General features: G+C 50.9%; 29 protein-coding genes and 1 tRNA gene. 8 read left to right on the forward strand and 22 right to left on the reverse strand.

Going from position 1 to position 20,792, the window contains the following annotated elements; genetic code table 11:
- Positions 1-7 precede the first annotated feature (7 nt).
- Positions 8-370: a hypothetical protein gene (locus AC6CHM_RS04350; protein WP_498172132.1), complete on the reverse strand. Its 363-nt coding sequence runs from the start codon at positions 368-370 to the stop codon at positions 8-10.
- A 45-nt stretch (positions 371-415) separates the two neighbouring features.
- On the opposite strand from AC6CHM_RS04350, the gene AC6CHM_RS04355 reads away from it, so the two are divergent.
- Positions 416-919: a hypothetical protein gene (locus AC6CHM_RS04355; protein ID WP_498172133.1), complete on the forward strand. Its 504-nt coding sequence runs from the start codon at positions 416-418 to the stop codon at positions 917-919.
- A 16-nt stretch (positions 920-935) separates the two neighbouring features.
- On the opposite strand, the gene AC6CHM_RS04360 is transcribed toward AC6CHM_RS04355, so the two are convergent.
- From AC6CHM_RS04360 to AC6CHM_RS04380, 5 genes are read right to left on the reverse strand one after another with little or no spacing between them, the layout of a single operon-like run.
- Positions 936-1,430 (reverse strand): DnaT-like ssDNA-binding protein, encoded by a 495-nt coding sequence (locus AC6CHM_RS04360; RefSeq protein ID WP_498172134.1) that lies wholly within the window; start codon positions 1,428-1,430, stop codon positions 936-938.
- A 51-nt stretch (positions 1,431-1,481) separates the two neighbouring features.
- Positions 1,482-1,787, reverse strand: coding sequence for a hypothetical protein (locus AC6CHM_RS04365; protein ID WP_498172136.1), 306 nt, complete (start codon positions 1,785-1,787; stop codon positions 1,482-1,484).
- A 12-nt stretch (positions 1,788-1,799) separates the two neighbouring features.
- The gene (locus AC6CHM_RS04370) at positions 1,800-2,738 is read right to left on the reverse strand and encodes a DUF2184 domain-containing protein (RefSeq protein WP_498172137.1); all 939 of its coding nucleotides are present in this window, start codon (positions 2,736-2,738) and stop codon (positions 1,800-1,802) included.
- A gap of 11 nt (positions 2,739-2,749) precedes the next feature.
- Positions 2,750-3,214, reverse strand: a complete 465-nt coding sequence (locus AC6CHM_RS04375) for a structural cement protein Gp24 (RefSeq protein ID WP_498172138.1) — start codon at positions 3,212-3,214, stop codon at positions 2,750-2,752.
- A complete protein-coding gene (locus tag AC6CHM_RS04380; protein WP_498172139.1) occupies positions 3,214-4,353 on the reverse strand; it encodes a DUF2213 domain-containing protein in 1,140 nt (379 codons plus the stop codon). Before AC6CHM_RS04380 ends, AC6CHM_RS04375 begins: the two co-directional genes overlap by 1 nt.
- 64 nt (positions 4,354-4,417) lie before the next feature.
- On the opposite strand from AC6CHM_RS04380, the gene AC6CHM_RS04385 reads away from it, so the two are divergent.
- On the forward strand, positions 4,418-5,155 hold the full coding sequence (locus AC6CHM_RS04385) for a hypothetical protein (RefSeq protein WP_498172141.1): 738 nt from the start codon (positions 4,418-4,420) through the stop codon (positions 5,153-5,155).
- A 2-nt stretch (positions 5,156-5,157) separates the two neighbouring features.
- On the opposite strand, the gene AC6CHM_RS04390 is transcribed toward AC6CHM_RS04385, so the two are convergent.
- From AC6CHM_RS04390 to AC6CHM_RS04405, 4 genes are read right to left on the reverse strand one after another with little or no spacing between them, the layout of a single operon-like run.
- Positions 5,158-6,507: a DUF1073 domain-containing protein gene (locus tag AC6CHM_RS04390; protein WP_498172142.1), complete on the reverse strand. Its 1,350-nt coding sequence runs from the start codon at positions 6,505-6,507 to the stop codon at positions 5,158-5,160.
- A gap of 7 nt (positions 6,508-6,514) precedes the next feature.
- Entirely contained in the window at positions 6,515-7,918 is a 1,404-nt protein-coding gene (locus tag AC6CHM_RS04395) for a PBSX family phage terminase large subunit (protein ID WP_498172144.1), read from the reverse strand.
- Positions 7,915-8,337, reverse strand: a complete 423-nt coding sequence (locus AC6CHM_RS04400) for a terminase small subunit (protein ID WP_498172145.1) — start codon at positions 8,335-8,337, stop codon at positions 7,915-7,917. Before AC6CHM_RS04400 ends, AC6CHM_RS04395 begins: the two co-directional genes overlap by 4 nt.
- A 13-nt stretch (positions 8,338-8,350) precedes the next feature.
- Entirely contained in the window at positions 8,351-8,644 is a 294-nt protein-coding gene (locus tag AC6CHM_RS04405; protein WP_498172146.1) for a hypothetical protein, read from the reverse strand.
- A gap of 103 nt (positions 8,645-8,747) precedes the next feature.
- Here AC6CHM_RS04405 and AC6CHM_RS04410 point away from each other — a divergent pair, with 103 nt between their 5' ends.
- A complete protein-coding gene (locus tag AC6CHM_RS04410; protein ID WP_498172148.1) occupies positions 8,748-9,242 on the forward strand; it encodes a hypothetical protein in 495 nt (164 codons plus the stop codon).
- Here the strand turns inward: AC6CHM_RS04410 and AC6CHM_RS04415 are convergent.
- Both AC6CHM_RS04415 and AC6CHM_RS04420 read right to left on the reverse strand, forming a co-directional pair.
- Entirely contained in the window at positions 9,235-9,405 is a 171-nt protein-coding gene (locus AC6CHM_RS04415; RefSeq protein WP_498172149.1) for a hypothetical protein, read from the reverse strand. The genes AC6CHM_RS04410 and AC6CHM_RS04415 overlap by 8 nt on opposite strands.
- A 536-nt stretch (positions 9,406-9,941) precedes the next feature.
- A tRNA-Met gene (locus AC6CHM_RS04420) sits at positions 9,942-10,018 on the reverse strand.
- A gap of 621 nt (positions 10,019-10,639) precedes the next feature.
- On the opposite strand from AC6CHM_RS04420, the gene AC6CHM_RS04425 reads away from it, so the two are divergent.
- From AC6CHM_RS04425 to AC6CHM_RS04435, 3 genes are all read left to right on the forward strand, one after another.
- On the forward strand, positions 10,640-11,704 hold the full coding sequence (locus AC6CHM_RS04425; RefSeq protein ID WP_498172151.1) for a hypothetical protein: 1,065 nt from the start codon (positions 10,640-10,642) through the stop codon (positions 11,702-11,704).
- A 267-nt stretch (positions 11,705-11,971) separates the two neighbouring features.
- Entirely contained in the window at positions 11,972-12,193 is a 222-nt protein-coding gene (locus AC6CHM_RS04430; protein WP_498172153.1) for a hypothetical protein, read from the forward strand.
- A 242-nt stretch (positions 12,194-12,435) separates the two neighbouring features.
- Positions 12,436-12,672, forward strand: a complete 237-nt coding sequence (locus AC6CHM_RS04435; RefSeq protein WP_498172154.1) for a hypothetical protein — start codon at positions 12,436-12,438, stop codon at positions 12,670-12,672.
- Positions 12,673-13,092: 420 nt separating this feature from the next.
- Here the strand turns inward: AC6CHM_RS04435 and AC6CHM_RS04440 are convergent, their stop codons facing one another.
- Positions 13,093-14,088, reverse strand: a complete 996-nt coding sequence (locus AC6CHM_RS04440; protein ID WP_498172156.1) for a DUF2806 domain-containing protein — start codon at positions 14,086-14,088, stop codon at positions 13,093-13,095.
- A 316-nt stretch (positions 14,089-14,404) separates the two neighbouring features.
- Between AC6CHM_RS04440 and AC6CHM_RS04445 the strand changes: the two genes are divergently transcribed.
- Positions 14,405-14,992, forward strand: coding sequence for a hypothetical protein (locus tag AC6CHM_RS04445; RefSeq protein ID WP_498172157.1), 588 nt, complete (start codon positions 14,405-14,407; stop codon positions 14,990-14,992).
- Between the two features lie 183 nt (positions 14,993-15,175).
- Here the strand turns inward: AC6CHM_RS04445 and AC6CHM_RS04450 are convergent, their stop codons facing one another.
- The 7 genes from AC6CHM_RS04450 to AC6CHM_RS04480 all read right to left on the reverse strand — a co-directional run bounded on the left by AC6CHM_RS04450 (position 15,176) and on the right by AC6CHM_RS04480 (position 18,964).
- Positions 15,176-15,859, reverse strand: a complete 684-nt coding sequence (locus AC6CHM_RS04450; protein ID WP_498172158.1) for a hypothetical protein — start codon at positions 15,857-15,859, stop codon at positions 15,176-15,178.
- A gap of 61 nt (positions 15,860-15,920) precedes the next feature.
- Positions 15,921-16,502, reverse strand: coding sequence for a transcription termination/antitermination protein NusG (gene nusG, locus AC6CHM_RS04455; RefSeq protein ID WP_498172159.1), 582 nt, complete (start codon positions 16,500-16,502; stop codon positions 15,921-15,923).
- Positions 16,503-16,525: 23 nt separating this feature from the next.
- A complete protein-coding gene (locus AC6CHM_RS04460; RefSeq protein WP_498172161.1) occupies positions 16,526-16,756 on the reverse strand; it encodes a hypothetical protein in 231 nt (76 codons plus the stop codon).
- The gene (locus tag AC6CHM_RS04465; RefSeq protein ID WP_498172163.1) at positions 16,743-17,357 is read right to left on the reverse strand and encodes a YdaU family protein; all 615 of its coding nucleotides are present in this window, start codon (positions 17,355-17,357) and stop codon (positions 16,743-16,745) included. The genes AC6CHM_RS04460 and AC6CHM_RS04465 overlap by 14 nt, the downstream gene beginning before the upstream one ends.
- Complete coding sequence (locus AC6CHM_RS04470; protein WP_498172164.1) at positions 17,354-17,557, reverse strand: hypothetical protein; 204 nt, start codon at positions 17,555-17,557, stop codon at positions 17,354-17,356. The genes AC6CHM_RS04465 and AC6CHM_RS04470 overlap by 4 nt, the downstream gene beginning before the upstream one ends.
- Positions 17,554-18,129: an MT-A70 family methyltransferase gene (locus AC6CHM_RS04475; protein ID WP_498172166.1), complete on the reverse strand. Its 576-nt coding sequence runs from the start codon at positions 18,127-18,129 to the stop codon at positions 17,554-17,556. The genes AC6CHM_RS04470 and AC6CHM_RS04475 overlap by 4 nt, the downstream gene beginning before the upstream one ends.
- Before the next feature lie 112 nt (positions 18,130-18,241).
- Entirely contained in the window at positions 18,242-18,964 is a 723-nt protein-coding gene (locus AC6CHM_RS04480) for a hypothetical protein (RefSeq protein WP_498172167.1), read from the reverse strand.
- A 77-nt stretch (positions 18,965-19,041) separates the two neighbouring features.
- Here AC6CHM_RS04480 and AC6CHM_RS04485 point away from each other — a divergent pair, with 77 nt between their 5' ends.
- Positions 19,042-20,088, forward strand: coding sequence for a hypothetical protein (locus tag AC6CHM_RS04485; protein ID WP_498172169.1), 1,047 nt, complete (start codon positions 19,042-19,044; stop codon positions 20,086-20,088).
- 17 nt (positions 20,089-20,105) lie between these two features.
- On the opposite strand, the gene AC6CHM_RS04490 is transcribed toward AC6CHM_RS04485, so the two are convergent.
- Both AC6CHM_RS04490 and AC6CHM_RS04495 read right to left on the reverse strand, forming a co-directional pair.
- A complete protein-coding gene (locus AC6CHM_RS04490) occupies positions 20,106-20,330 on the reverse strand; it encodes a LexA family protein (protein WP_498172171.1) in 225 nt (74 codons plus the stop codon).
- A gap of 3 nt (positions 20,331-20,333) precedes the next feature.
- Positions 20,334-20,765 carry a hypothetical protein gene (locus AC6CHM_RS04495; RefSeq protein ID WP_498172173.1) on the reverse strand — a complete coding sequence of 144 codons (432 nt, stop codon included), beginning with the start codon at positions 20,763-20,765 and terminating at the stop codon, positions 20,334-20,336.
- Positions 20,766-20,792: the final 27 nt, after the last annotated feature.

Below are 20,792 nucleotides of genomic sequence, written 5' to 3' on the forward strand. Positions count from 1 at the left end.
GTCACCCTTAAGCCCTCACAAATATCTTGTGGTAAACAACAGTCTCCGCCGGTTGTAGTGGCGCAACCTTGATGATTGTGTAGCTCTTACCGTTGAAGTTTAGCCGGTCAGTTGTGGTTGGCTCGATAGCCAGACCCTTTGCAGCGACATAGGCGGTCTTGTCCGTCGATTTGACGAGAGTGCCGTCAACATCCTTCATTTCAATAGCCAGTACCGCTGCAATGCATGGGTATGGCGTCGGCACTGGCTCACCGGGATCATAGATAGGGCCATTGCCGGGCATATCTCGTACTATAGAGCCAGCAGCGCCGAACTTGTCGAGCAGGCGCAGCGCCGTTGATTGCGCGCGGGCATAATTGAATTTGGTCATGATCTGTGATCCAGTCGAAGGACAGTGCTGACAGGAACCGCTGATATGAACGTAAGCGACTTTTTACCCTATTTGGGGCATTCCGAACAAAGTGACGGCCTATCTACTCTACTTGAATCCCTTGGTTTCGATGTCAGTAAGATGCCAGCGAAAGCCCAGCGAGGCTACGGATCCGCAGGCTATGAGTTGAACGGATTCGGTATTGAACTCACCTTCGAGTTCCATACCAATTACATCCAAGCTTATGGACCGCCGAAAGATGAAGGAAAGGCGATCTTGGCGGCAATTTTCGCCTATGACAGAGCCGGGAAAAAGCGTAGCGCCTATGTTGGCCCGATCCCGTACGCCGATGGACCAATCCACAATCGCCCCGAAGCTTTACGCGTGTTTGGTGATCCGTTTCGTACTGAAGAGGACGACGGTGAGATCGAATGGGACCAATGGATAAAAGATGGCGTTCAGGTAGGGGCGCACTATCGGCCTGATGCCACGATAACGTACATTTCATTTTCGGTACCGATGAAATCGACACTCGCCAAGCTTGGTTGATGATCGAACTTTGCCATCAGACCACCAAAGCCCAAGGCGTAATCTGGCGGAAGAACTGCCAGAGCAAGCCATCGATGATCGTTACGACAGGCGTGGCAGCCGCTACAACGTCAGCAGATGAAGTGCTGCTCGACACGGCATACTCGACTTCGAGCTCGCCAACCTTTTCCTTTTTGGCAATCGAATTGCCCGTCACAACGGGCGAAAGGCTGCCCGGATTGGTCAGCTCAAGGAAAGCGGCCTCGTAAGAGGCGTTGATAATGGGCTGAGGAACAACGTCAGATGGAATTCCCTGCCCGTAATAGGTCACAGCACCAGTGCGCGGCCATGCGCGCTCTTGGTTGTATCCACCTGTACGTGTTCCTGAAAACTTGGGTTCATATCGATCAATCACAAGAGAGCCGCGCAACATCGCAGCTACGATCTGCGCATCGATCGTTCCATCGGGAATGACATAGCCATGGTCCTCAGCATATTGCTGGAATCCTTCTTTTGTACCGTAAGCGGCCATGATCATCTCCGGTCGAATGGGGTGCCCGGCAGTTTCCCGCCGGGCAGAGTGTTATGCAGCAAGCTTTGCGTCGATCAGCTCTTTAAGCTTATCGGTTGCAATGTTGCGGGCGAACTCAATGCCGAGTTCAGACGCTTGTTTCTTCAGGTCTTCCCGGTCTAGGCCATCGTCTTCCTCGACAGCGCCATCAATCTTCAGGTGACCGGCATCAAGCCAAGCTTTAACGACTGGGTGGTCTTTGACTCCGTCCCAATCCTTCTGCTCGACTTCGAGACTGCCATCATTGCCAGCGATGACCGGACCGCCCGGAATGCCGAAGCCTCCGGGACGGCTATTCGTGATCGTGATCTTGGACATCTGGTGATCTCCTTAAATGCCGTCGAGATAACGAACTGCACCAGGACGACGAACCTCAACACCGCCGAGGCGGAAGATGCCGGGAATTTCGTACTTGAGCAGACGCTGTTCAGCCTGAAGCCAACGAAGCGGCATAGGCACATGGATTTTCACCACGCCTGGGTCACGGCGATAGGCAACCATGCGGTGCGTTCCGCCGGCACCTGCAGTCTCCAGACCGAAGACAGCGCGGATAGTCAGCGGGCGGCCCGTGCGAATGGTATAGATGTTCGCACGCTGGATATGCTCCAGAATGGTTGTGGTCATCGTTGCATCAAGACGCTTGGTAGCGATCAATGCATAGCGATCCTGATCGAGCAGGATGGTGTCCGCCTGCTCGATACCGTTGGAAGCCGTGAAGATGACGCTGAGAACGTCGTTGACATCCTTGAGGATTTCATCGGCGGTCTTGTTGACCCAGAGCGGAGAACCGCCTGCGCCATTTGCAGCAGTGAGCGCTGTGACGCTGGCCGTATTCAGCAGGCCGGTAAGGCCAAGCTTCGGACGGCCAAGGAATGCGACGTTATCAACGAACTGCTCGTATTTTCGACGGGCGGCATCGGCACGGTCACTCTCCAGACGGATGCCGTATGCCTGAGCATGGGCAAGTTCCTGAAGGTTGTAACGGTAACCGATACCAGCCATGAAAACACGGCTGTTGCCGCTGTCGAGCTTGAAATCGACAAACGGAATGTCATCGCCATCCGCGGCGAACTCACGGGCCTGACCGACATCATCGCCCATCGAGAAGAAGTCGATAGCCGTTGTCCAGTCAGGTGCAGAGTTATCGACCGGCACAAGTTCACGGTACTGATAGTCCGGATACTCGCGGGCGTAGATGCCCGGCTCTATGTAGTTCTGAGCCGTGCGCAGGAAGTTCAGCGCCAGCGCGGGCGCGTCTTGGGTGAACATGCTCGTTCTCCTTACTTGGTGACGCCAAGGCGGAGACGTGCAAGTTGGTTAGTACCAGACGTGACGCTTGCCCATTCGGCATTTTCGATGAGTTGGTTTGCGGCGGAGTTCGCAACGTTGGTGAAACCGCCGGTCGGGGTCATGTAGACAGGATCACCCTGAGCGACAGCGACGAGCGCAGTAACCCAGATAGAGCCGTTCTTCATGACGCTGATCTGATCGTAAGGCTTGTAGACCTCGCCGTTTGCAAAGGGCAGCGTACGATCAACAACAGCAACACCGGCAAACTTACCGATTGCCGTTGGCAGCTTCACTGTATCCTCGACAGTATCGAACAGAACGCCGCTACCAAAAGGAATGTTGCCGGAAGTCGCACTGACGATCATCGAAATGATGTGATGCGGCTCCGTGGTCGCGATCATGCCGGGATAACCCGCCGGAGTGTCACGCGAATAGGATACGGGTGGGAAAGCCATTATGCGGACTCCTTCTTGCTCTGCCATGCGGCTGCATCGCGAGCGAGCATAGCTGCGTAGGCATCATTGGAATTCTGCGCGCTGTCGTTGTTCTGGATGCCATTCTGTACAACCGTGCGGAATGGGTCAGCGACCTTCTTTGCATCTTCTGCAAGGATGTCGAAGCGAGCGTCGATATAGGCCTCAGCCTTATCCTTCACTGCTTCATCGCCAAGCTTGGCAACAACGGCAGCCTTCCGGATAGCCGCATCGGTGAGGCCTTCTGTCTTCACATCCTTGGCGATTGCTTTGGCCACGGTGATCAGATCGGCGCGAGCCTGGACGCGCTTGTCGAGATCGGCATCGGAAAGCACCTTGGCTTTCGTCGCATCGATTTCTGCATCCTTCTTCGCGATTTCAGCATCCTTGGCAGCGAGGACGGTCTGATGTGCCTTCTCTGCGTCCGCAAGCTTTGTGTTGGCGTCAGCAAGCCGCGTTTGCAGCGTGCCGATCACCGTGGCGCCCTGATCGGTTACTTCAACCGGGATGCCATCGACGGTAACCGTCTTCAAGGTCATGATCTTTTCCTTCTCTGGTGTCTGATCATTGGTGATCGGGGCAGCGCCCCATACGCTCGCATCACCGATGCGAACCTGTTTTCCGGCCCTTCCCTGCTGCACGATGGCAACGTGGTTGAGACGGATATTCTTTTGGATGGCGTCGTATTGATCGCCGGTTGGTGTCGTGCCGGCAGTCCAGTCAAGATCGCAGGTGTAACCGGCGCTCAACTCCTGCTTGCCGCCTTCAATGGCGAGGATTGTTTTCTCATCGCTGACCATGAGCGGGACACGGATGAAGATGCCCTCGCCCGAGACTTCATCTCCTGTCTGGCCGACAGCAACGTCTTTCCAATTCTTGGAGGTGACCTGTTCGTCAGGATGGTCATTCGTGACGGGCCGATGCGCAGCGCTTTTGAGCGTGGCATCGCTGAATACCTCGGAACCCGGCCGATAGACGCGAACCTGCGCCATATCAGGCTTGCCGACTTCCCATCCGAGATAAGTCTGGATGCCGGTGCGAGCGATACGAGCGTCGGCAACAAGGTAGCCGTCATCGCGCCGACGCGTTCCCGCGACGGTTACAGCGTCTGTAAATTGCATGATGTTTACTTCTCGCTTGCCGTGTTCAGCCTGCTATGTTTTTAATAGATGTGGGGGAATGCGGATGGATTTATTTCAAAATGAATGGGTTATAGGGATTGGCGGAGGCATCGTAAGCGGCCTAATTGTGTACTTCATAACCGCTTGGCTATTTTCTAATCAGTCAAAAAACGAAGTTACCCGCAAAACTGCTGCCGCAAACCAAGAGATCACCCTTGCTGTCCGCCAAGGTATTCCTGAAGGACGTATTCCAACAGTGCCGGTACTAGATGCTCTGATCAAAGCTACAGCGAGGAAGCATGGCTTGCGTTCCATCGATCTATATGGACCCGGTGAAGTTGCTCAAGACTTGATAAAAGAAGTAATGGATTCGAGTTTTATTTCTGCAGAAGCCAAAGAAAAATATTGCCAGAAGCTCGCCGAATTAGACAAGGGAGATACATCGGATTCAAAGGCAACAACGGACGAGGCGAAGCGCAATACACTCCGCTCTTCTCAGACTGCAGCGTTTAGTCTTACACTTGGATTAGCGGCGGCCACCATGAGTGTTGCCTTGATGCTAACGATGCGCGAAAATGTTGATCTGTTGCAACCTTCCCGGTCCTTCACTCTCGCTATACTCATCCCAGTTTTTGCCCTTGCTATTAGTTCCGTACTTGGCTTGGCGCTCGTTTCCGTTGAACGCGCGCGGCGTCGGCGCCTAGACAATTCACTGTCAATTATGTTCTCCGATCACACAAAAATTGTGGAGAACTCGCTGAAAGCTGATCATATTAAGACCACATCCAAAAAAACGACATAGGTTCAAAGTGAGGGCAACGCCGAAATCAATTCATCGTCACTTGGCTCCTGCTCTGATAGTTTTCCATATTCATCAATAAAACCATCAAGACCGGGCAAGCTTCCGTCTTCCGTGAAAGCGTTCACAAGGGCATCGGACAGTGCTTCGCGAGTGATTATCTCCTGACCCGGCGATGAACCGACTAATGCCCGCGCTGCGTCTGATTTGGTCTTGAAGATGTCTGCCCGTTCTTTTTCGGACATCTGCTCAAGTGGTGCCCACTCGTAGTAGATGGCTTTATCCCGTGTACCAGTGGCAGAGCGGATGATGCACTCATCAAGCCTTGCCATTGCTGGCGTCAGTTCAAGCTCCTGAATGGACTGGATGCGATCATGATAGTTCTTCATGTCGCTTGTGCCGGTTGCATTCATCCCAGCTGGAGACTGACCCAGGAGACGCGTGACGGGAATATCCGCCGCACCTGACACGATCTGCATGAAAGCCATGAGGATGTCGGTCAGGCCTGCCATCGATGCATTCTTGGTCTCGTATTCTTCTTCTGCGTCAAGCAACAGCGTGCCGTTGATGCCTTTTGAAGTGTTAGCCAGAGCATAGCGATCAATCAGCTTGATTTTATAGGCATCATTGCTCAAGGATTCCATGAACCCCGGTATCTTGATGATGTCGATCTTTGCCTCAAAAACCAGAGAGGCAATGTTTCCGGCCGTGCTGTCGGCGTTCTTGATCGCGTCGAGTGTAGCTGTCAGGATGCTTTCGCCCCAACCTTGCATCGTGCCGCTAATGTCTTCATCGGGCGCCATTGCTCCGTTGAAGAGCACCAGGCGAGATGGATGGATGATCAGCTGCCTGCCGTTTACACCGGTAAGGGAATAATTCGCAGGCTTATTGAACCATTCAGATTCAGGATCGCGGTCGATCGTACCGGCCTTGAGCTGGCGACGTGTCAGCACGGTCAAATACTTCACACCGCCTTTGCCGATCTTTTCCACGTCTAACGGCTGGGCGAGATCGCCCTCACCCGTTCCAATGAGAAGCGCAGCGCCACCGAACAACCGGCCTTTCTTCGAAGCTTCAAGTATCTTGCCCTTGACGTTAAGTCGCTTCTCTTCCTTCTCGATCAGTTCGATAACTTCGTCATCGGCCTGCCAGTCCCGCCATTTGCGGCAGCTATCCAAGGCAGGAATGTCGATGATCTTCCTCGGCAGCCACGAACCGCGATAAGCGGCAACAATCTGGTCATCAGTCAGGATAGGCTGGGTATAGAAAACGGTCGCTGCCTTGTCGCGCTCGGTTCCCATACGGGAAACAAGGCTCGTGAGACTGTCACGAGCGAATGTCAGTATGTTTCCCATGGAATCCTCAGATGTTGTCGAGCGTGAAGGTCGATGTGATGTTCACATTGTCGGCAGAGATCACAGCGTCAGCCAGGTTGTGAGATTTTACGCCCAAGTCCTTCTTGAGCTTTAGCTTCGGCACAACACGCTTCTTGCCTTCGCTTTCGACCCACCAAGGCACACAAAGCTCGGTAAACAGCGCGTCTAGCTTCTCTGCGCCCATGCTGGAAGCGAACGACAGGACGTCCTCGGGCTTAATCGACTGGCCACGCGTAACAGCATTGAATGTCAGCATGGCGCGGCGAGCAGTGTTGGCCCAAGCCTGCGCTTTCAGATTCAGATATTCGTCCTTGTTGAGCGGGCTGTTGCTGTTCGTCCGATCACTCGGCTTGTCAGGATCCATCACCGCATTGCCAGCATGGAAGGCGTAGTGCCTCACCTTGGCCCCGTTAGCCTTGTTCTGCTCGTCAATGTATCCGCCGACGAAGGCACCAACACCGATGGTATCGTACGAAACAAGAGCCCCGCTGTTTTTAGCCTTTGCCCAGACCAGCTTGGCATTCTGAACCAGCTCATCTTTGCCGGACGCCCAATCATTCGCATCTGTAAAGACGCCTGCAATCTTGTCGGCAGTTGCGCAGTTATCCTCGCCATCGTCGGCAGGATCGAAACCTATGACGTTCCGCCCTGTAAGATTGATGTCCAGGACGAGATGAGCATCAACACAGGCATCGAGCCAACGGCGCTTGAATATGGAGAGCTCACTATCACCAAGAGGAACGCCACCGTAGATGTGTTCGAACGTCTCAGGATCCTGCTCCCTCATTACCGCAATGTCGCGCAGTGCTTTCTGCGATAGGAACGGGTTCTCGGTGTAATTGATGCGCCTGACGACACAATGCGGTGGTACGTTGACTACGAAGTTCTTCCACACGTAATCGGTGACAAGCTTCGGGTTGAACAGCAGGATCGCGAGACTGTCTTCCTTACGGATTGTCGGCGCAATGACTTCCCATTGATCTTTGGTGAGCTTTTCTGCCTCTTCCACCCAAAGGATGTCGATATCGGACGTGCCCTTAATTTCATCAAGGTTGCGCTCAATCCCGTAGAAAATGAACTCTGAACCGGTGGCCTTGTGAATGATGGTTGTCTTCTGGACATCGAAGGCTTCGGACAAACCAAGGTGACTGATCGCCCATTTCAGTTCGGTGTAGACAGATTCCTGAATTCGGTTCTGAAACCGTCTGATGCACAACACGCGCATCTTGACGGGGACGTGATCAACGAGCCTGACCAACTGACACGCTGTGTCTCTTGTCTTTGAGCTAGACCGGCCACCATGCAATACGGCGATATCGGCCTGTCCTAGGAATACCTGTTCCCAGAAATCAAACAGCGCAGGATTTGTGAGGGAAACATGCGCATTCACTCTGCAACCTTCTGGCGGAGAACATCACGCCATGAGCGTGTTTCAGTCTGGATAGGCCCGCCATTCTTGCCGGTGTGTTCGCTCTTCTCGATCAGGAGGCCATGCAGCTTTGCCTTGCCCATTACAGCGGCAACAGCAGCGCTTGCGCCCTTCTCATCCGCCATAGCTAATCGACGGGCTTCTTCGAGCTCACTCGTGAGGCTTTCAACTGTCACCATGGTGAGCAGTTTTGCCTCGTCCTGCAGTTCTCTTACCCTTGCGGAAACCTTGGGGTTGGCAAGCAGTCGCGAAGATTCCTGCCAGATGGTTTCAGGCTTCGTCTTTTGCTTGACGACATAAGCCGTTCTGTATGCCTCCGAAGCATTGCCAGTCTCGACATATGCTCGGGCAAACGCCTCTTGCTTTCCGGTGAGCGACACGATTGATTGCCTATCAATAAGGGGAGAGTAAATGGGCACTCGTAAATTCTGCAAAACTTGTGATTGCTGCAGTGGCGGCATACCAACAAAGGTAGAAATCGCAGTCAACAAAGCGGTTGAAGGTATATTTACCGCTGGCATTAAAACGGCAATTGATGCCCTCCGCCCAAAGTGTCCAACATGCACTCATCGAATGGTTTATCACCGCGGCAACGTCGCTTACTGGCGGAAGACAGTAACTTAGGCCTTCTGCCTTATAAGCTATCTCTTTTATCTTTTTTGTGTTCAGATGCTGTTCACGGGGCATCGCATATTCGCTTTTTCACGACTTCAAACGGTGGTTTTCTGAAACAAGTTGTTTCAGGAGCATGTTTCGACGCGAGCAGAGCAAAACTGGGGAGTACTTCAGGATGAGCACGTTATTGGATGAGATCGAAAACTGCGGGAATGCCGGCCTCCATTATGCCGCCATAACACTGGCCCTTACGGTCCCTGATGTCTGCGCTGCCTTATCATCTGAAGACGGAGAAACTCGTCGTATCCGCTATTTGGCCTGGTATAACGAACATCTGGCGGTTATCTACCCGCGCCTCACTGCTGAGGACTGTTACAGTTTGCGGTGTGGTGTCGTCCATCAAGGCCGAATGGGCCATCCAAATTCTCAATACGCTCGGGTTCTATTCACCGTCCCAAATCAACAGCAGAATTACTTCCACAACAATATCATCAACGACGCCCTGAATTTGGACGCCGTAACTTTCTGCCAAGATGTGGTCCGCATTGCGCGGGGGTGGCTTGGTTCCAGGGGAAACGACCAACTCGTACAATCAAACATGGCGCATTTAGTACAGTTTCGCCCGAATGGACTTGCGCCATATATGGTCGGCATGCCCCTAATCAGTTGATTCCACCGCGGGTTCGTAGAACGAGTGCCGCAGTCAGCTTGGCTTGAACCATTTTGGTGATCACGCCTGGCTCAATGATCGCGTGGAAGAACGGCCCGCAGGTATAACCTGTCGGCTTTACACCGATGAAGGCGCCACGATGGGGCTGCCAGGTTGCGAGCATCGGGCCATGGTCTTTGTGCACCACGACTATGGTGTCAGGTGTTTCTGGCTCTGGCTCGCCTTAATCCAGCAGATGCGATAATAGAGATTCAGATTGCACGCGATTCTGAGACTGGATTTCATGGGAACCGAGTTCAATACCGGAAGATTTCGTTCCACAGTCGTCTGGCCCCCAAGATATCTTTGGTTTTGCGCGCCTTTGATACTTGCTTTACTTCTTTTCGTTGTTTTCTATATCCGATTCCAAAGGGACAATGAGCGAATTGCCAATGATCCTCATGTCCAGGCCGAAATAATGGAAACATGGATTGTGAACGACGCAAAAAGTGGACGCCCAACGGGTATTGCTGGGCGCATAAAATATAAGCGCAACGCAAAGAATAAGACTTTTGATTGCGCTGTGTCTTCGCCGTTGGGTTCCTTAGACGCAAACCTAAAGGTGGGTGAAATACTCGAAATTGTGCCCCGTTTGGACAGTTGTTACGAACCGATTATTTTGGGTAGACAAAAATAATTTCGTGCTTCCGGTGGGGAAACTGGTTGCAGGAGCCGGATTTGAACCGACGGCCTCTTGGTTATGAGCCAAGCGCGCTACCGAACTGCGCCATCCTGCGCAAAGCTGAAGAGTGCTGCGCCGTCGCGCCACTTGTGACACTTGCATTCCTACCTTAGAGAAAATTTGAAATTGCTCTGGGGTGATAGAATGGAAGTTTTCATTAAAATTATTCTGATGGTGTGCTTCATTTTCGCTCCCGCAGTTGTCGCGAGTAGAAAAGGAAGAAACTTTTGGTTATGGACTGCATATGGTTTGGCTTTTTGGCCTGTTGCAATCATTCATGCATGCCTACTCGACCGACGCACTAGACCCGACATAGAACGTGCGTGGGGGCGGCAATAATTGACTACACCAAAATCTTTAAGGCGTGCCAGCTTAGTGACTTGCACGCTCCCCAGCTGCGCCATCCTGCCAAACTGAATTTGGAGAATAAACCTCCATCTGCCTCAAGCTACTGCTCGGGCTGGGTTTGACCGGCGAGTGTTCCCTGTCCAAAGGTCCGCACTGAACATCAAATCATCCTATATGCGCGTATATACTGATTTTGTTCCTATGTGAAGGATTATTTTCCCCGCACTCTCCATTCAAGCGAATTTTTGTGGGTAACTCGTGCGTCCCATATCATCTGAAAGATCAAGCGGCCAAAGTGGCCTCGTCGATTTTAGGTGTTTTTGACCACATGTTTCAGGATAAGACAGTTTTTGTTATTGGAGCTGGTGCCAGCGCGGAATTCAAATTTCCTGTGGGGTGGCAACTCATGGACACCATCAAATCAAATAGCAGGTTTCGCTTCAATCCATATGAAGGAGATCAAGGCGACCATCAACTCATAAGAGCAATTAAAGCGAAATACAAAGACCACACTGAAGCAAATTTACGGTTTTCTGCTTGTGCGGAAATTAATCGCGCCATCGATTCAGCCAAGTCAATCGATTCCTTCATCTATCGGAATGCACATGACCCCTATATCGCTGAGATGGGTAAAGTGCAAATTGCCTACGCCCTCTCCAAAGCAGAAAAAGCCTCGGATCTGTATGTTGATCGCAATAGAGCGAAAAATGAAATTGATTGGGCTAAAATAGACAAAACCTGGATCTCCAATTTTGCCTATGGGCTGTTTGATGGGATTCAATCGACACAGGTCGAAGACATAGGAAACAATGTAACTATCATCTGCTTCAACTACGATAGATGTATAGAGTTTTACCTCGCACATGCGATTGTACGAAGTTTCCAAAACGTTTCGTTAGAGGCCGCGCACGAAATTGTGGGCAGGATGAATATAATCCATCCCTACGGCGTTCTCGGAAAATTGCCAGTTGCTGATAGCGGATACGGGCCGGGGTGGATCCAATTCGGCCCCGACCCCCAGCAGACAAATCTGTGGGAAATGGCCGACACTTTGATCACGTTTTCCGAATCCATACGCGATCAGGAAATTGTTGGGCGCATAAAGCACGCAATGTCGCAGGCGACCAACTTAGTATTTATGGGATTTGCATTTGCAAGCCAGAATCTAGAGCTATTAAACGCTATTGGCGGAGACATACCACCAATTTTCAAGAAATCTTATTCAACGGGGTACGGTATACATAGGCAGGTAAACAGTACGCTTCGCACTAAGATAGCATCGATATACTCCGAAACTCCGCACAATCCGAACGTATTGGAACGAATAACGATCGAACACGATTACAAATGTAAAGAGTTCTTAGACATTCACATGATTAATCTAATGAAATAATATGATCTACGCTGCTGGTCGGATTTGTTTTGCGTCGAATTCAACAGAGGTCATTCGGCCAAACAACGCCAAAAGAGCCTTTATTTTTCCGGTCTTGGTGACCTCCTGCACCATTCCCCCCCACTCAACTAATTCGGGAGGCGGTGCAAAGGTTATCCTGGCATCAACAGACGTGATTGTTTCTGGTGGCAGTGGGCGAGACATAAACATTGCGATTGCCCTTTACCCAGCTTTGAGCGAACCTACTTAACTTCGGAGGAAACCAAGATGAGTTGGCAAGCGATGAAAGAAGAACATCTTGAAACCATACGTGGCTTTCAAGAACAGCTGGACTTCATGAATGAGGGCAATGGCCGGATTTACCGCCGCGAAGGCAATGGCCCTGAAATCGACATCACCGAACAGATCAAAACCGACTACCAAACCAATATCGACAGTCATAAACGGTTGATTGAGATTATTGACCAAGAAATTGCTTCTGGTCGCTAACCGATCTTCATCCACTTGAGTATTGAGCCCGGTTCCAGATTGGTATGGAAGAACGGGCCGTAGGTACCACCTGTTGGCTTTACCCCGATGAAGCGCCACGATGGGGCTGCCAGGTTGCGAGCATTGGGCCAAGGTCTTTGTGCACCACGACTATGGTGTCAGGTGTTTCTGGTTCCGGCTCGCCTTTTGTCCATCTCATGATAATTTCTCGCTACAACAAGACCGACTGGAGTGCGATGACAATGTTTTCTAAGATTAAGAATTCTGCTGCGCTCATCAAAGGGCTCGTTACCGATCCGATTATTAAGCAGTTGGCAATCGATACAAGCCTCGGCAAGGGATATCTCGACTGCCAACTCCGACAGAGAAAGGATGGCACCAGGTATTACGTTCTGAAGGCCATGGGTGGAGACGCGACTGTTTGGGTGGGCTTGGAACGCGAAGGCATTTCGCAGCTGGCGGACTTTATCAAGGAGTAAGCAGCAGCCCGAAGACTGCCGCAAGCGCACCAATGTGCGGGGGATATGGAACGTCAATACGGTATATTCGCCTACGGGACTGGCACCACATTTTGTTACCCTATGCCTTCCACGTCACCGCTATGGAGCGTCTGAGCTGCCGGGTATTCGGCTACTTGCCATTACTTCGACGTTTAATTGGCATTCTCTTATGTAATTGGTTCAGCCCTTGTGCCGCCAACCAGTTACATATTGATATCAGTACGCACCGTAATCGGGCCTCCTTTTTATGAGGCTGGCAGTTTACGCGGGCTTTCCCCTGCCTTTTAACCGACTTGCCCATGACATGGCGTCATCCGGCCACGGGATCGACAGACGCTGCCGCCATCCTGATTTATGTAGCCTGCTTCTTGAGGTATTCCAAGCAACTCTACTCTGCTTTCAAAAGGGGACTTGGATACCATTCCTGTACAAACGAAGCTCTCCTGTCGGGAGGAAATCTCGAAGCTTACCCATCAACGTAAGCACCGCTTTCGTTTCGTCAGACGGCAAGATGGAGCTTAGCGATTGTCCAACTTCTGTTAGTATGTAGACTGGAAATGCTGGCCTTCCGGAATTATTTTTAAGTGGGCTCAGATCTGTGTAATTGAGAGCTACGTTCTGCTTGAACGCAAACGCAAATTCCCCAAACTGATGCATCCAAAGCTTTTCACCCGTATTATCTGTACCTTCAACCAACATTGCGACATGCCCAACTAGGCCGGGCTCCACCAAAAGTCCAGCGGAGACCAAAGCGAGACGATCTTGAAACTGCAGGTCGGGCATTATCGGGATAATCAAAGTTCCGTTGCTACGATACTGCTGCAATTCCTCGAAAATCCGTGCAGTTTTGGCATCAAGCTCATCCGTCGTACGTAAAACCTTTGCCGTGAATGTGCCCGGTTTACGCACTTCTCCGGCAAGCACTCTTCCCCATCGTTGCCTCAGTTCGTCCGTCGATGCGGTTTCGGCAAAGCCTTCAAGTCGGTCCATAAATTGATCATCAAGCTCTACCGGACCAGTATTCATTTCCGTGTCACTCGGCGGAATTCGGCGTAAATCTTCTAGTGCTTCGCGTAGAACTTCGTCCTTATTGACCTGTGCTTTCGCAATTTTACCAAAGTGATTTTCTAGGGCTCTTTTCGCGAAATCTTGATCGTGGTTCATTTGTTCTATTCCAAACTTTACAACCGCCTCGATCAATTGACGCTCACCGTCTATTTGTGCCCGCCGCCTAGAACTACCACTTTCGAGCATAACATTTCCCCACTCGACAACGTTTCCTGCAAATCTGTCGATTGCAGCCACAAAGCGACTTTTGGCCTTCGCTTTAACGCCGGTTTCGGTCAGTTCAGCTGAAATTGAAGTTTCTTTGTCAAGATGATCGTCGCTAGCCACAGTGCTTTCCCCCATTAAATTCACCGGCAAACGAATATCGTTTGATTCTAGTGAACTTACTAGGAGGTAGGAAGACTGACTTAGCCAAGTTTCCTAATGAAATTTGGTGAATAGCTTTCCATGGCGGGAAGCCGTGAAGCTCTTCCCATGCACTCGGCGAGTATTCCCTGTCCAAAGGTCCGTTGTTATATTTTTAGCCAAACAAGCGTTGGTATCCATGCATCTGCTAGATGGTGTTCTTTCAGCAAAAACGGTATGCGATGAAACAGAACTTCCAGTGGAAGAAGCAGACTTCGCTTCACAATCGGTTATTTGAATGGATCTACAGTTGGATCAGTTGACGAACGAGGCAACGAAAACAATCCTAAGGATCAAGGCAGTGGTAGCCCTCGTAGCCATAACGTGGGTCTTGCTTGCTATCATGCCCGTTCTTCTACAGATTTTTGGCTACAATTATTTGCCATCCACGAATTGGATGAATACGACCAAATCCTATCGGCTTACTCTTGGTCTAATCTTGGCTGTCACAATTCTTATCTTTACTATCAAGAAGATGGACACCAACGATGGAGAATTGAGAAAGATCGGCGCAATATTGATCGCGCCCTTCTTTGGGTTTCTTTTGGGGAGTACCCCAATTGCTGTCGGCATTCCAATGATTGCCTCTATGGTTGCAGGTCATCCCGTCGAACTTCTCTATGAAGTCGTCCGAGCGGACGGTGACAGCCAAAAGGGGTGCCTAACACCTATCGAACTCCAAGGCCTGCCATTTATTTTCGACAGTCTTTGTGGCGTTCCAAATGACGTGAGACGGAATTATAACCCGCGCATGCGGATCCTTGTTGAGGGTCGAGGAACTAGCATGGGTGTCCACCCCACTAGCTTTCGTCCCTTCAAGTCATAAAATTAAACTGCGGATTGTGGCCCATAAACCTCCCTAGCGGGAAGCCGTGAAGCTCTTCCCATGCGCCCGGCGAGTGTTCCCTGTCCAAAGGTCCGGCGTCAACGCAAATCACTTATGCGCGTATATACTGATTTGCATCCTATCGAAAGGATTAATTTCATTTATTCTGGGGATTACTACCTATTAATTCGGCAACTCTTCACCATCTGGGCTGAAAGTTATGACCAGATCACGTCCGTTTTGTTGGTCTTTATCAAATACTCGCAACCGAACTGTAGCGGTTCCATCCTCGCCGACGTTTATCTTTGCACTACAATCAGAGTTTTCCTCGGTTGCCCTAACAGTCAACCCGGCGTCTATAAGCTCATTTATTGTGGCGGATACTTTTCCTCCCACATTTGTCAATACCGCCATAGCCTGAATGATTTCATGTGGTGAGCTGTCACGTAGCTCGATGCCAATATTACGGCGCTGAAAGCTCTCGTTAACTGGTAGTCCCAGAATTACTGTATTTCCAGCATTTTGCGCGTCACTGACAATGTCAGAAAACTCCTTCACAGCATCTGAAGAAACGCCTTCCGCTTTGGATTTCAATGCTTTGGAAGCGACAGCTTGAATACGATTCCATGTATTAGCCCCGGCTTGGGCTAATATGCCACCGCCATATACTGTCATGGCTCCCACTGCCAACTGTTGCCACCACGACCAATCCAACAAGATTTGAATGGTATCGTTCGGTCCAGCTAAATCAATCATCCGCTCGATACGCGGATCTTTATTGAAGACTCGCTCGATCAGTTTAGATGCATTTTGGCGGGAAGGTTCATGCGTTCCCCAAGCGGTGGCAATTCTGGCCTGCATAACCATCTCAAGAATCCTAGTTTGGGAATGATGAAGCAGAACCTGTCAATGTCCTGCCGCTCGCTTCCTATGCTGGTGTCAATTGCTTACCATCAAATTGGACTGCCGTCATGCGCCCGAATAGCTCGATAAGCGCGATGACCTTGCCGGACTTGGTGACTTCCTCGACCACGCCTCCGAATGTAGCAAACGGATTTCCCTTTTCCGTGACAAACACGTTGCGACCGGTTGGAAACTCTCGCTTGGTGTTATCCTTGGCGGATTCTAGTTCTTCCCTGCGGTGGATCCGTGCTTCCCGGGTGTCGTCAAACTCCATGTCGATTTCGGCTAGGTAGATGGCCTCGACATGATCCTCTGATATCCGTATGGGCCTTCCATTGACGCCAAGCACACATTCCACGCCGTCACAGCCATTCACCCGGTAGAAGTTTGCGTTCCTCGGATCAAAGCCCACGAACAGATACCGAGGCATCAAAGCATTCTCGTTGATCTTGTAGGTGTGCGTCCGCATGTTCTTCACCTCGACCTTACGGCGGGGATAGTACGTGTCAAAGCCAGCCTTGCGAATGTTCTCGAAAGCCTTCTCTTCGCCCTTCACGGTTGTCCGGACGACATACCAGTGCTTGTCTTTGTCTATTCCCGATTTCATTGCCTGTCCGCTTTATGCAAGTTCTATTGAATGAGATTTTGGCCGGGCTTAACCCCTGCCCTCGCCATGATTTCCCGCATCTGCTTGCGGTGACGAACCTCGTCACAAAGCTGAGCTGTCGAAGGGCAGTAAGCCTTGTTCACTTCCTTCACCTCGCCCTGACGAAAGCGCTCGACGGCTGACAGAACATCGACGCATTCGAAGTCCTCGACCGCATCGAGGTAGGCACGAAGCTGCAAGTCAGGATCGGACATGGGCGATTGCGGGAAACTCCCGAACAGCTTGGCCAATGCCTTGGTTGCTTCGATCTTCTCCGAATTGTTCATTCTCTTCGAGCTCCTGGATTAGTGAACGTGCTGCATCTGTTGATTTCCGGACATGGACAAATCCTTTCGGTTTTCGCGCGCTTGCGCGCCCTGAAAAACCGGGAGGTTTTTCTATATGGCTTCTGGCTTCTGGAATGGCATTGCTATCGCATTGCGAACGCATTGCATCCGCATCGGATGCCGCTTGATTTTGCTTACTTTTCTTCCATCTGGCTTTTGCGGCCTGAAATCCTACCTCTGACTTTTCCGAGAGGTAGACTTGCTCTTTTTCAACACGCTCGTTCCAAAGCCCGGCCTCGACACGAACGATTTTCCCCTCTGAAATGAGGGTTTCAAGCGCAGCTTTAAATGCCGAATTTGACGCTCCACAGAGCCTTGCTAAACGAGCATGGTCTTCTGGTATAGGCTCACCGCGTTCGTACATTGACATGATCAAGGTGATGTAGACGCCCGTTTCAACGGCGCTCATTCCACGCGTGCCAGCGAGCCAATCTGAGGGAAAGAAACGTATCCATGGGTTCTTGCTCATGCTGCACCTCGCTTGTGTTCGACGGCAGCGGCATAGTCCGATACAGCCTGTTTCAAGACTGCCAGTTCACGCCAGCGCGCCTCAATTTCGTGATCTGGGCGCTTGCGCCTGCCTTGGGAGAAATCTTGCAGCCAAGCAGCTTTGCCAATGACGAGCTTGTTCAACTCTTCCGCCATTTCGGCGTTCGAAATTCTGGTCATTCCGCTGCCTCCGCGAATTTGCCGGACTCGTTGCCCCAAGCGGTCCAGCCAGGACGATTAGTTCGAGAGAAAAGGTCAAGACGAGACGCACGCGGCATCAATCGCTCTGCCTCGAAGTAGGCTTCTTCCGGCTTGCGCGAGTGCTCGCGAACCTTGCCGTGGATTACTGATCGAGTTGAATGTGTCAGCTTTGGCTCGCCACGTTTGGCGATAATGAAAGGTTCATGGGATCCGCGAAGACCATAGCCAGTGCCGAATGACACTTTGCCGTTCTTAGTCATCTTCACCCAGACACCTTCGGTGCAGTATTCGAACCCCCACGCCTTCACGGTAGTAAGTTGCTGGGGAAGCATTGGAGCAGTGCACCATAGCCAGAGAACACAATTTGGCGCTGCTAAATCCATTACTGGCAATGCGTTGATTTCGTCCAACGGCATCGTGTCATAGCGAGCTTGAGCACTCTTTCCCTCGCCCTTCTCAGAACGAAGGATGAAGCGCCATGGCGGATCGGCCATGATGAAGTCAAAGCTGTGAGGATTGATATCGCCAAACGGCCAATCGAACAGGTGCATCAGAATCCCTCCCCGAATATCCAAGGAGCAGCAATCCAAGCTATGCAGAGTATAGCGAGGCAAATTCCGAAGATGACGTTGCGAAGGCTGATCGAGTCTGGCTGGTTGTCGTTCATGCTGCCAGCTCCTTCTCAGCCAGGAATTCCTTTGAGAAAGTTAGGAAGCCGCCTTTACGCTTGAACAAGCCGTCCTCAAGGCCATGGATAGCAGCCCATACTGATTGCTCGTCCTTCGTCCACATGCCGACGTGCTTGCCTTGTTGAGACTTGGTGACTTTCACGGCATCGCTGTGAAGAAACGCAGCGCTTCGATCTTCTGGCTCATCACAACCATATTCGGAGAGAACAATCCGAGCATTCGCAACGGACAAGCCCCTATAATCCATATGGAAGCGAAGTCCGTTAATGACCGATGGCTTGTCAGTAAAGTTGCGGGTATCGAGCATTGCTCGGAAATGCTCATCGGTGAGCAAATCAATGGCATGCCAGAACTGGCCTATATTGCGCTCGCGGCCAAACTCGTCAAAAGGCTGCCAATACGGCCTAACGCCCGTATCTGCCTCAATTTCATCTACGAACGACAAGCCTTCGAAATCAGGATGGCGCAGCCATAGTTCACTATCTCTATCCTTGAGACGGTTGCGATCCGCGTACTCAATCGGAAAGCCAAAAAGACGTGAGGGCAGATTGCCGTAGACGGCGTTGATCGAACGGTTGACATCAAGAAGGTACTGATTGTGAGCATAACCCTTCTCGATCAAGCGTTCGGCGACCATGTCCGGCATGACTACCGGTTCGGCTGGAGCTAATGCTGCGAACATATCGAGCTGCATCATGCTGAAACTACCCAAGATTGAGTTGTGCTCGCTATACAACTGTGGTTGAAATGCCCCACTAATTGAGGGGGAGCTAATTGGACAATAAATTTCTGCAGCTGCGCAACGCGGCTCAACACGTCCGCGATTATGAAGGATGGCAGAGCGAGAACTCTTGGAAATTTTCGGCCATTCTCATTGCAAGTGTTGTTGGCATCGTCGTGATTATCGCATCCGTTTACGCGTTGTCTTCGATGGAGCTGGATGAGCAGGCGAAAAGGATTGACGTTATCTATAAGCTGGGATTGATAGGTGCTGCTGGGGTAACGTTTTGCACTGTGTTCTGGCGAGGTTTGATTTCTACCCGACAAGCAAACGCGCAACTCGATGCGATCGTTTTGCAACGCACGCAGATCGATAAGTTGAGTCAACAGATTGCAGCGACCGAGGAAAACAACTTGGCTTTGTTGTTGGAAAAAGGTGCGGAGCTTATCGTAAGTACTGAAGAACCACAGAGAGCAGCAGGTGTCGCCATTCTGCAGGCTATAGCGTGTGATAAGAATCCCAAATTTGCCAGCGAAGCCATGAACCTTTTGGCAGATGGATTTGTGAGATACCTGCCCGATAAAAATGCTAGATATGTAGTTCAGGGAATTGTAGATGCCCTTGAAGAAGGCAGCAAGTTGAGACGGGGTTCGAATCGAATTATCCAGATTGACGGAACGAAGAGTTACGACAACTTTTCGTACCGTTGGAAACCTATACATGGAACTCAGTTGGTCGAAATAATTGGCGGCGACCATGCGATGGAAATCATCGAAAGTCTGTTGGATAGTAGCGCAAATTATCGGTTTACAGATGCAACAATAAGCGACGATATCGATTCCACATGGACGTTGAGGGTCACTTATCGACTGCTTTCCGGTTGCACCGTAACGTCTGTTAAAATTAGCCGATGGAGCTCTCGATATAGTATCGGTGAAAATAACAAATTCATCGGTTGTGATTTCTCCGGTGCTGAAATCGACACAATCGATGATTTTAAGAACGCCGAGCTCGTGGATTGTTTTTACTGGGACGGCACACCGCCAATATCTGCTGTCGAATTCGACTGGGATAGTATTCTCGAGAAACGAAGCTCGTAATTCCATTACTATTTTTTTCATGGCCGCACCGCCAATTGAATGGAGCGAGCCTTGTTTGGGATGCGGCAGATGTGGCCGCGCTCTTCAAGTGCATCTACCAGACGAGAGATCGAGCACTTTGAGGCAAGACCAAGCGCGTCCTTCATTTCGACATATGACGGCATGTAGCCGTGTCTCTGGTTGAAATCCCTGATGAAGGTCAGGAGATGGAACTGGCGTTGTGTGAGGCCGTGGAGTTTCATTTATCAGCAGCCTCCAGCCGGATAATTTCTTCCCGTCGAAGTTTTCTTCGCTTCACGAACCTTCGCCAAAAGCTGCGAAGCCTCGCGCTCAAAATCCTCCATATGAGCATCCGGGTTCACCGACCTTTCGAGTTCTAATTCGTGCTGTAGATTTGAAATTTGCTGTTCGCAAAAATGGAGATAGGCTGCTCGGATGCGCCGGAAGGTACTGTCATCGACGGTCTTTGCGCGGCGCTTCCTCAGGTGGTTGAGTGTCCACTTTGAAAGCCGATACCGGCGTCCGATACGTTCCATGGCGGGATAAACATCACCCCAACCCTGGCTTTCAACATCAACCATGCGGTTGACGTAACTACTGGCAATTTCGGCCCTACTCACGGCTTCTTGCTCCGGTTTCAATTTGACAACGAGATGCTCTGTTTCTGACAACGTCATGCACGAATTCCTTGGCTAGGTTTCTGT

This window comes from Phyllobacterium sp. GQ127, from assembly GCF_059758635.1.

Excerpts from the sequence above, each read along its gene's own strand:
- AC6CHM_RS04350 (WP_498172132.1), bottom strand. The coding sequence starts at position 370 with ATGACCAAATTCAATTATGCCCGCGCGCAATCAACGGCGCTGCGCCTG.
- AC6CHM_RS04355 (WP_498172133.1), top strand. The coding sequence starts at position 416 with ATGAACGTAAGCGACTTTTTACCCTATTTGGGGCATTCCGAACAAAGT.
- AC6CHM_RS04360 (WP_498172134.1), bottom strand. The coding sequence starts at position 1,430 with ATGGCCGCTTACGGTACAAAAGAAGGATTCCAGCAATATGCTGAGGAC.
- AC6CHM_RS04365 (WP_498172136.1), bottom strand. The coding sequence starts at position 1,787 with ATGTCCAAGATCACGATCACGAATAGCCGTCCCGGAGGCTTCGGCATT.
- AC6CHM_RS04370 (WP_498172137.1), bottom strand. The coding sequence starts at position 2,738 with ATGTTCACCCAAGACGCGCCCGCGCTGGCGCTGAACTTCCTGCGCACG.
- AC6CHM_RS04375 (WP_498172138.1), bottom strand. The coding sequence starts at position 3,214 with ATGGCTTTCCCACCCGTATCCTATTCGCGTGACACTCCGGCGGGTTAT.
- AC6CHM_RS04380 (WP_498172139.1), bottom strand. The coding sequence starts at position 4,353 with ATGCAATTTACAGACGCTGTAACCGTCGCGGGAACGCGTCGGCGCGAT.
- AC6CHM_RS04385 (WP_498172141.1), top strand. The coding sequence starts at position 4,418 with ATGGATTTATTTCAAAATGAATGGGTTATAGGGATTGGCGGAGGCATC.
- AC6CHM_RS04390 (WP_498172142.1), bottom strand. The coding sequence starts at position 6,507 with ATGGGAAACATACTGACATTCGCTCGTGACAGTCTCACGAGCCTTGTT.
- AC6CHM_RS04405 (WP_498172146.1), bottom strand. The coding sequence starts at position 8,644 with ATGCCCCGTGAACAGCATCTGAACACAAAAAAGATAAAAGAGATAGCT.
- AC6CHM_RS04410 (WP_498172148.1), top strand. The coding sequence starts at position 8,748 with ATGAGCACGTTATTGGATGAGATCGAAAACTGCGGGAATGCCGGCCTC.
- AC6CHM_RS04415 (WP_498172149.1), bottom strand. The coding sequence starts at position 9,405 with ATGCTCGCAACCTGGCAGCCCCATCGTGGCGCCTTCATCGGTGTAAAG.
- AC6CHM_RS04425 (WP_498172151.1), top strand. The coding sequence starts at position 10,640 with ATGTTTCAGGATAAGACAGTTTTTGTTATTGGAGCTGGTGCCAGCGCG.
- AC6CHM_RS04430 (WP_498172153.1), top strand. The coding sequence starts at position 11,972 with ATGAGTTGGCAAGCGATGAAAGAAGAACATCTTGAAACCATACGTGGC.
- AC6CHM_RS04435 (WP_498172154.1), top strand. The coding sequence starts at position 12,436 with ATGTTTTCTAAGATTAAGAATTCTGCTGCGCTCATCAAAGGGCTCGTT.
- AC6CHM_RS04445 (WP_498172157.1), top strand. The coding sequence starts at position 14,405 with ATGGATCTACAGTTGGATCAGTTGACGAACGAGGCAACGAAAACAATC.
- AC6CHM_RS04450 (WP_498172158.1), bottom strand. The coding sequence starts at position 15,859 with ATGGTTATGCAGGCCAGAATTGCCACCGCTTGGGGAACGCATGAACCT.
- nusG (WP_498172159.1), bottom strand. The coding sequence starts at position 16,502 with ATGAAATCGGGAATAGACAAAGACAAGCACTGGTATGTCGTCCGGACA.
- AC6CHM_RS04460 (WP_498172161.1), bottom strand. The coding sequence starts at position 16,756 with ATGTCCGATCCTGACTTGCAGCTTCGTGCCTACCTCGATGCGGTCGAG.
- AC6CHM_RS04465 (WP_498172163.1), bottom strand. The coding sequence starts at position 17,357 with ATGAGCAAGAACCCATGGATACGTTTCTTTCCCTCAGATTGGCTCGCT.
- AC6CHM_RS04470 (WP_498172164.1), bottom strand. The coding sequence starts at position 17,557 with ATGACCAGAATTTCGAACGCCGAAATGGCGGAAGAGTTGAACAAGCTC.
- AC6CHM_RS04475 (WP_498172166.1), bottom strand. The coding sequence starts at position 18,129 with ATGCACCTGTTCGATTGGCCGTTTGGCGATATCAATCCTCACAGCTTT.
- AC6CHM_RS04480 (WP_498172167.1), bottom strand. The coding sequence starts at position 18,964 with ATGATGCAGCTCGATATGTTCGCAGCATTAGCTCCAGCCGAACCGGTA.
- AC6CHM_RS04490 (WP_498172171.1), bottom strand. The coding sequence starts at position 20,330 with ATGAAACTCCACGGCCTCACACAACGCCAGTTCCATCTCCTGACCTTC.
- AC6CHM_RS04495 (WP_498172173.1), bottom strand. The coding sequence starts at position 20,765 with ATGACGTTGTCAGAAACAGAGCATCTCGTTGTCAAATTGAAACCGGAG.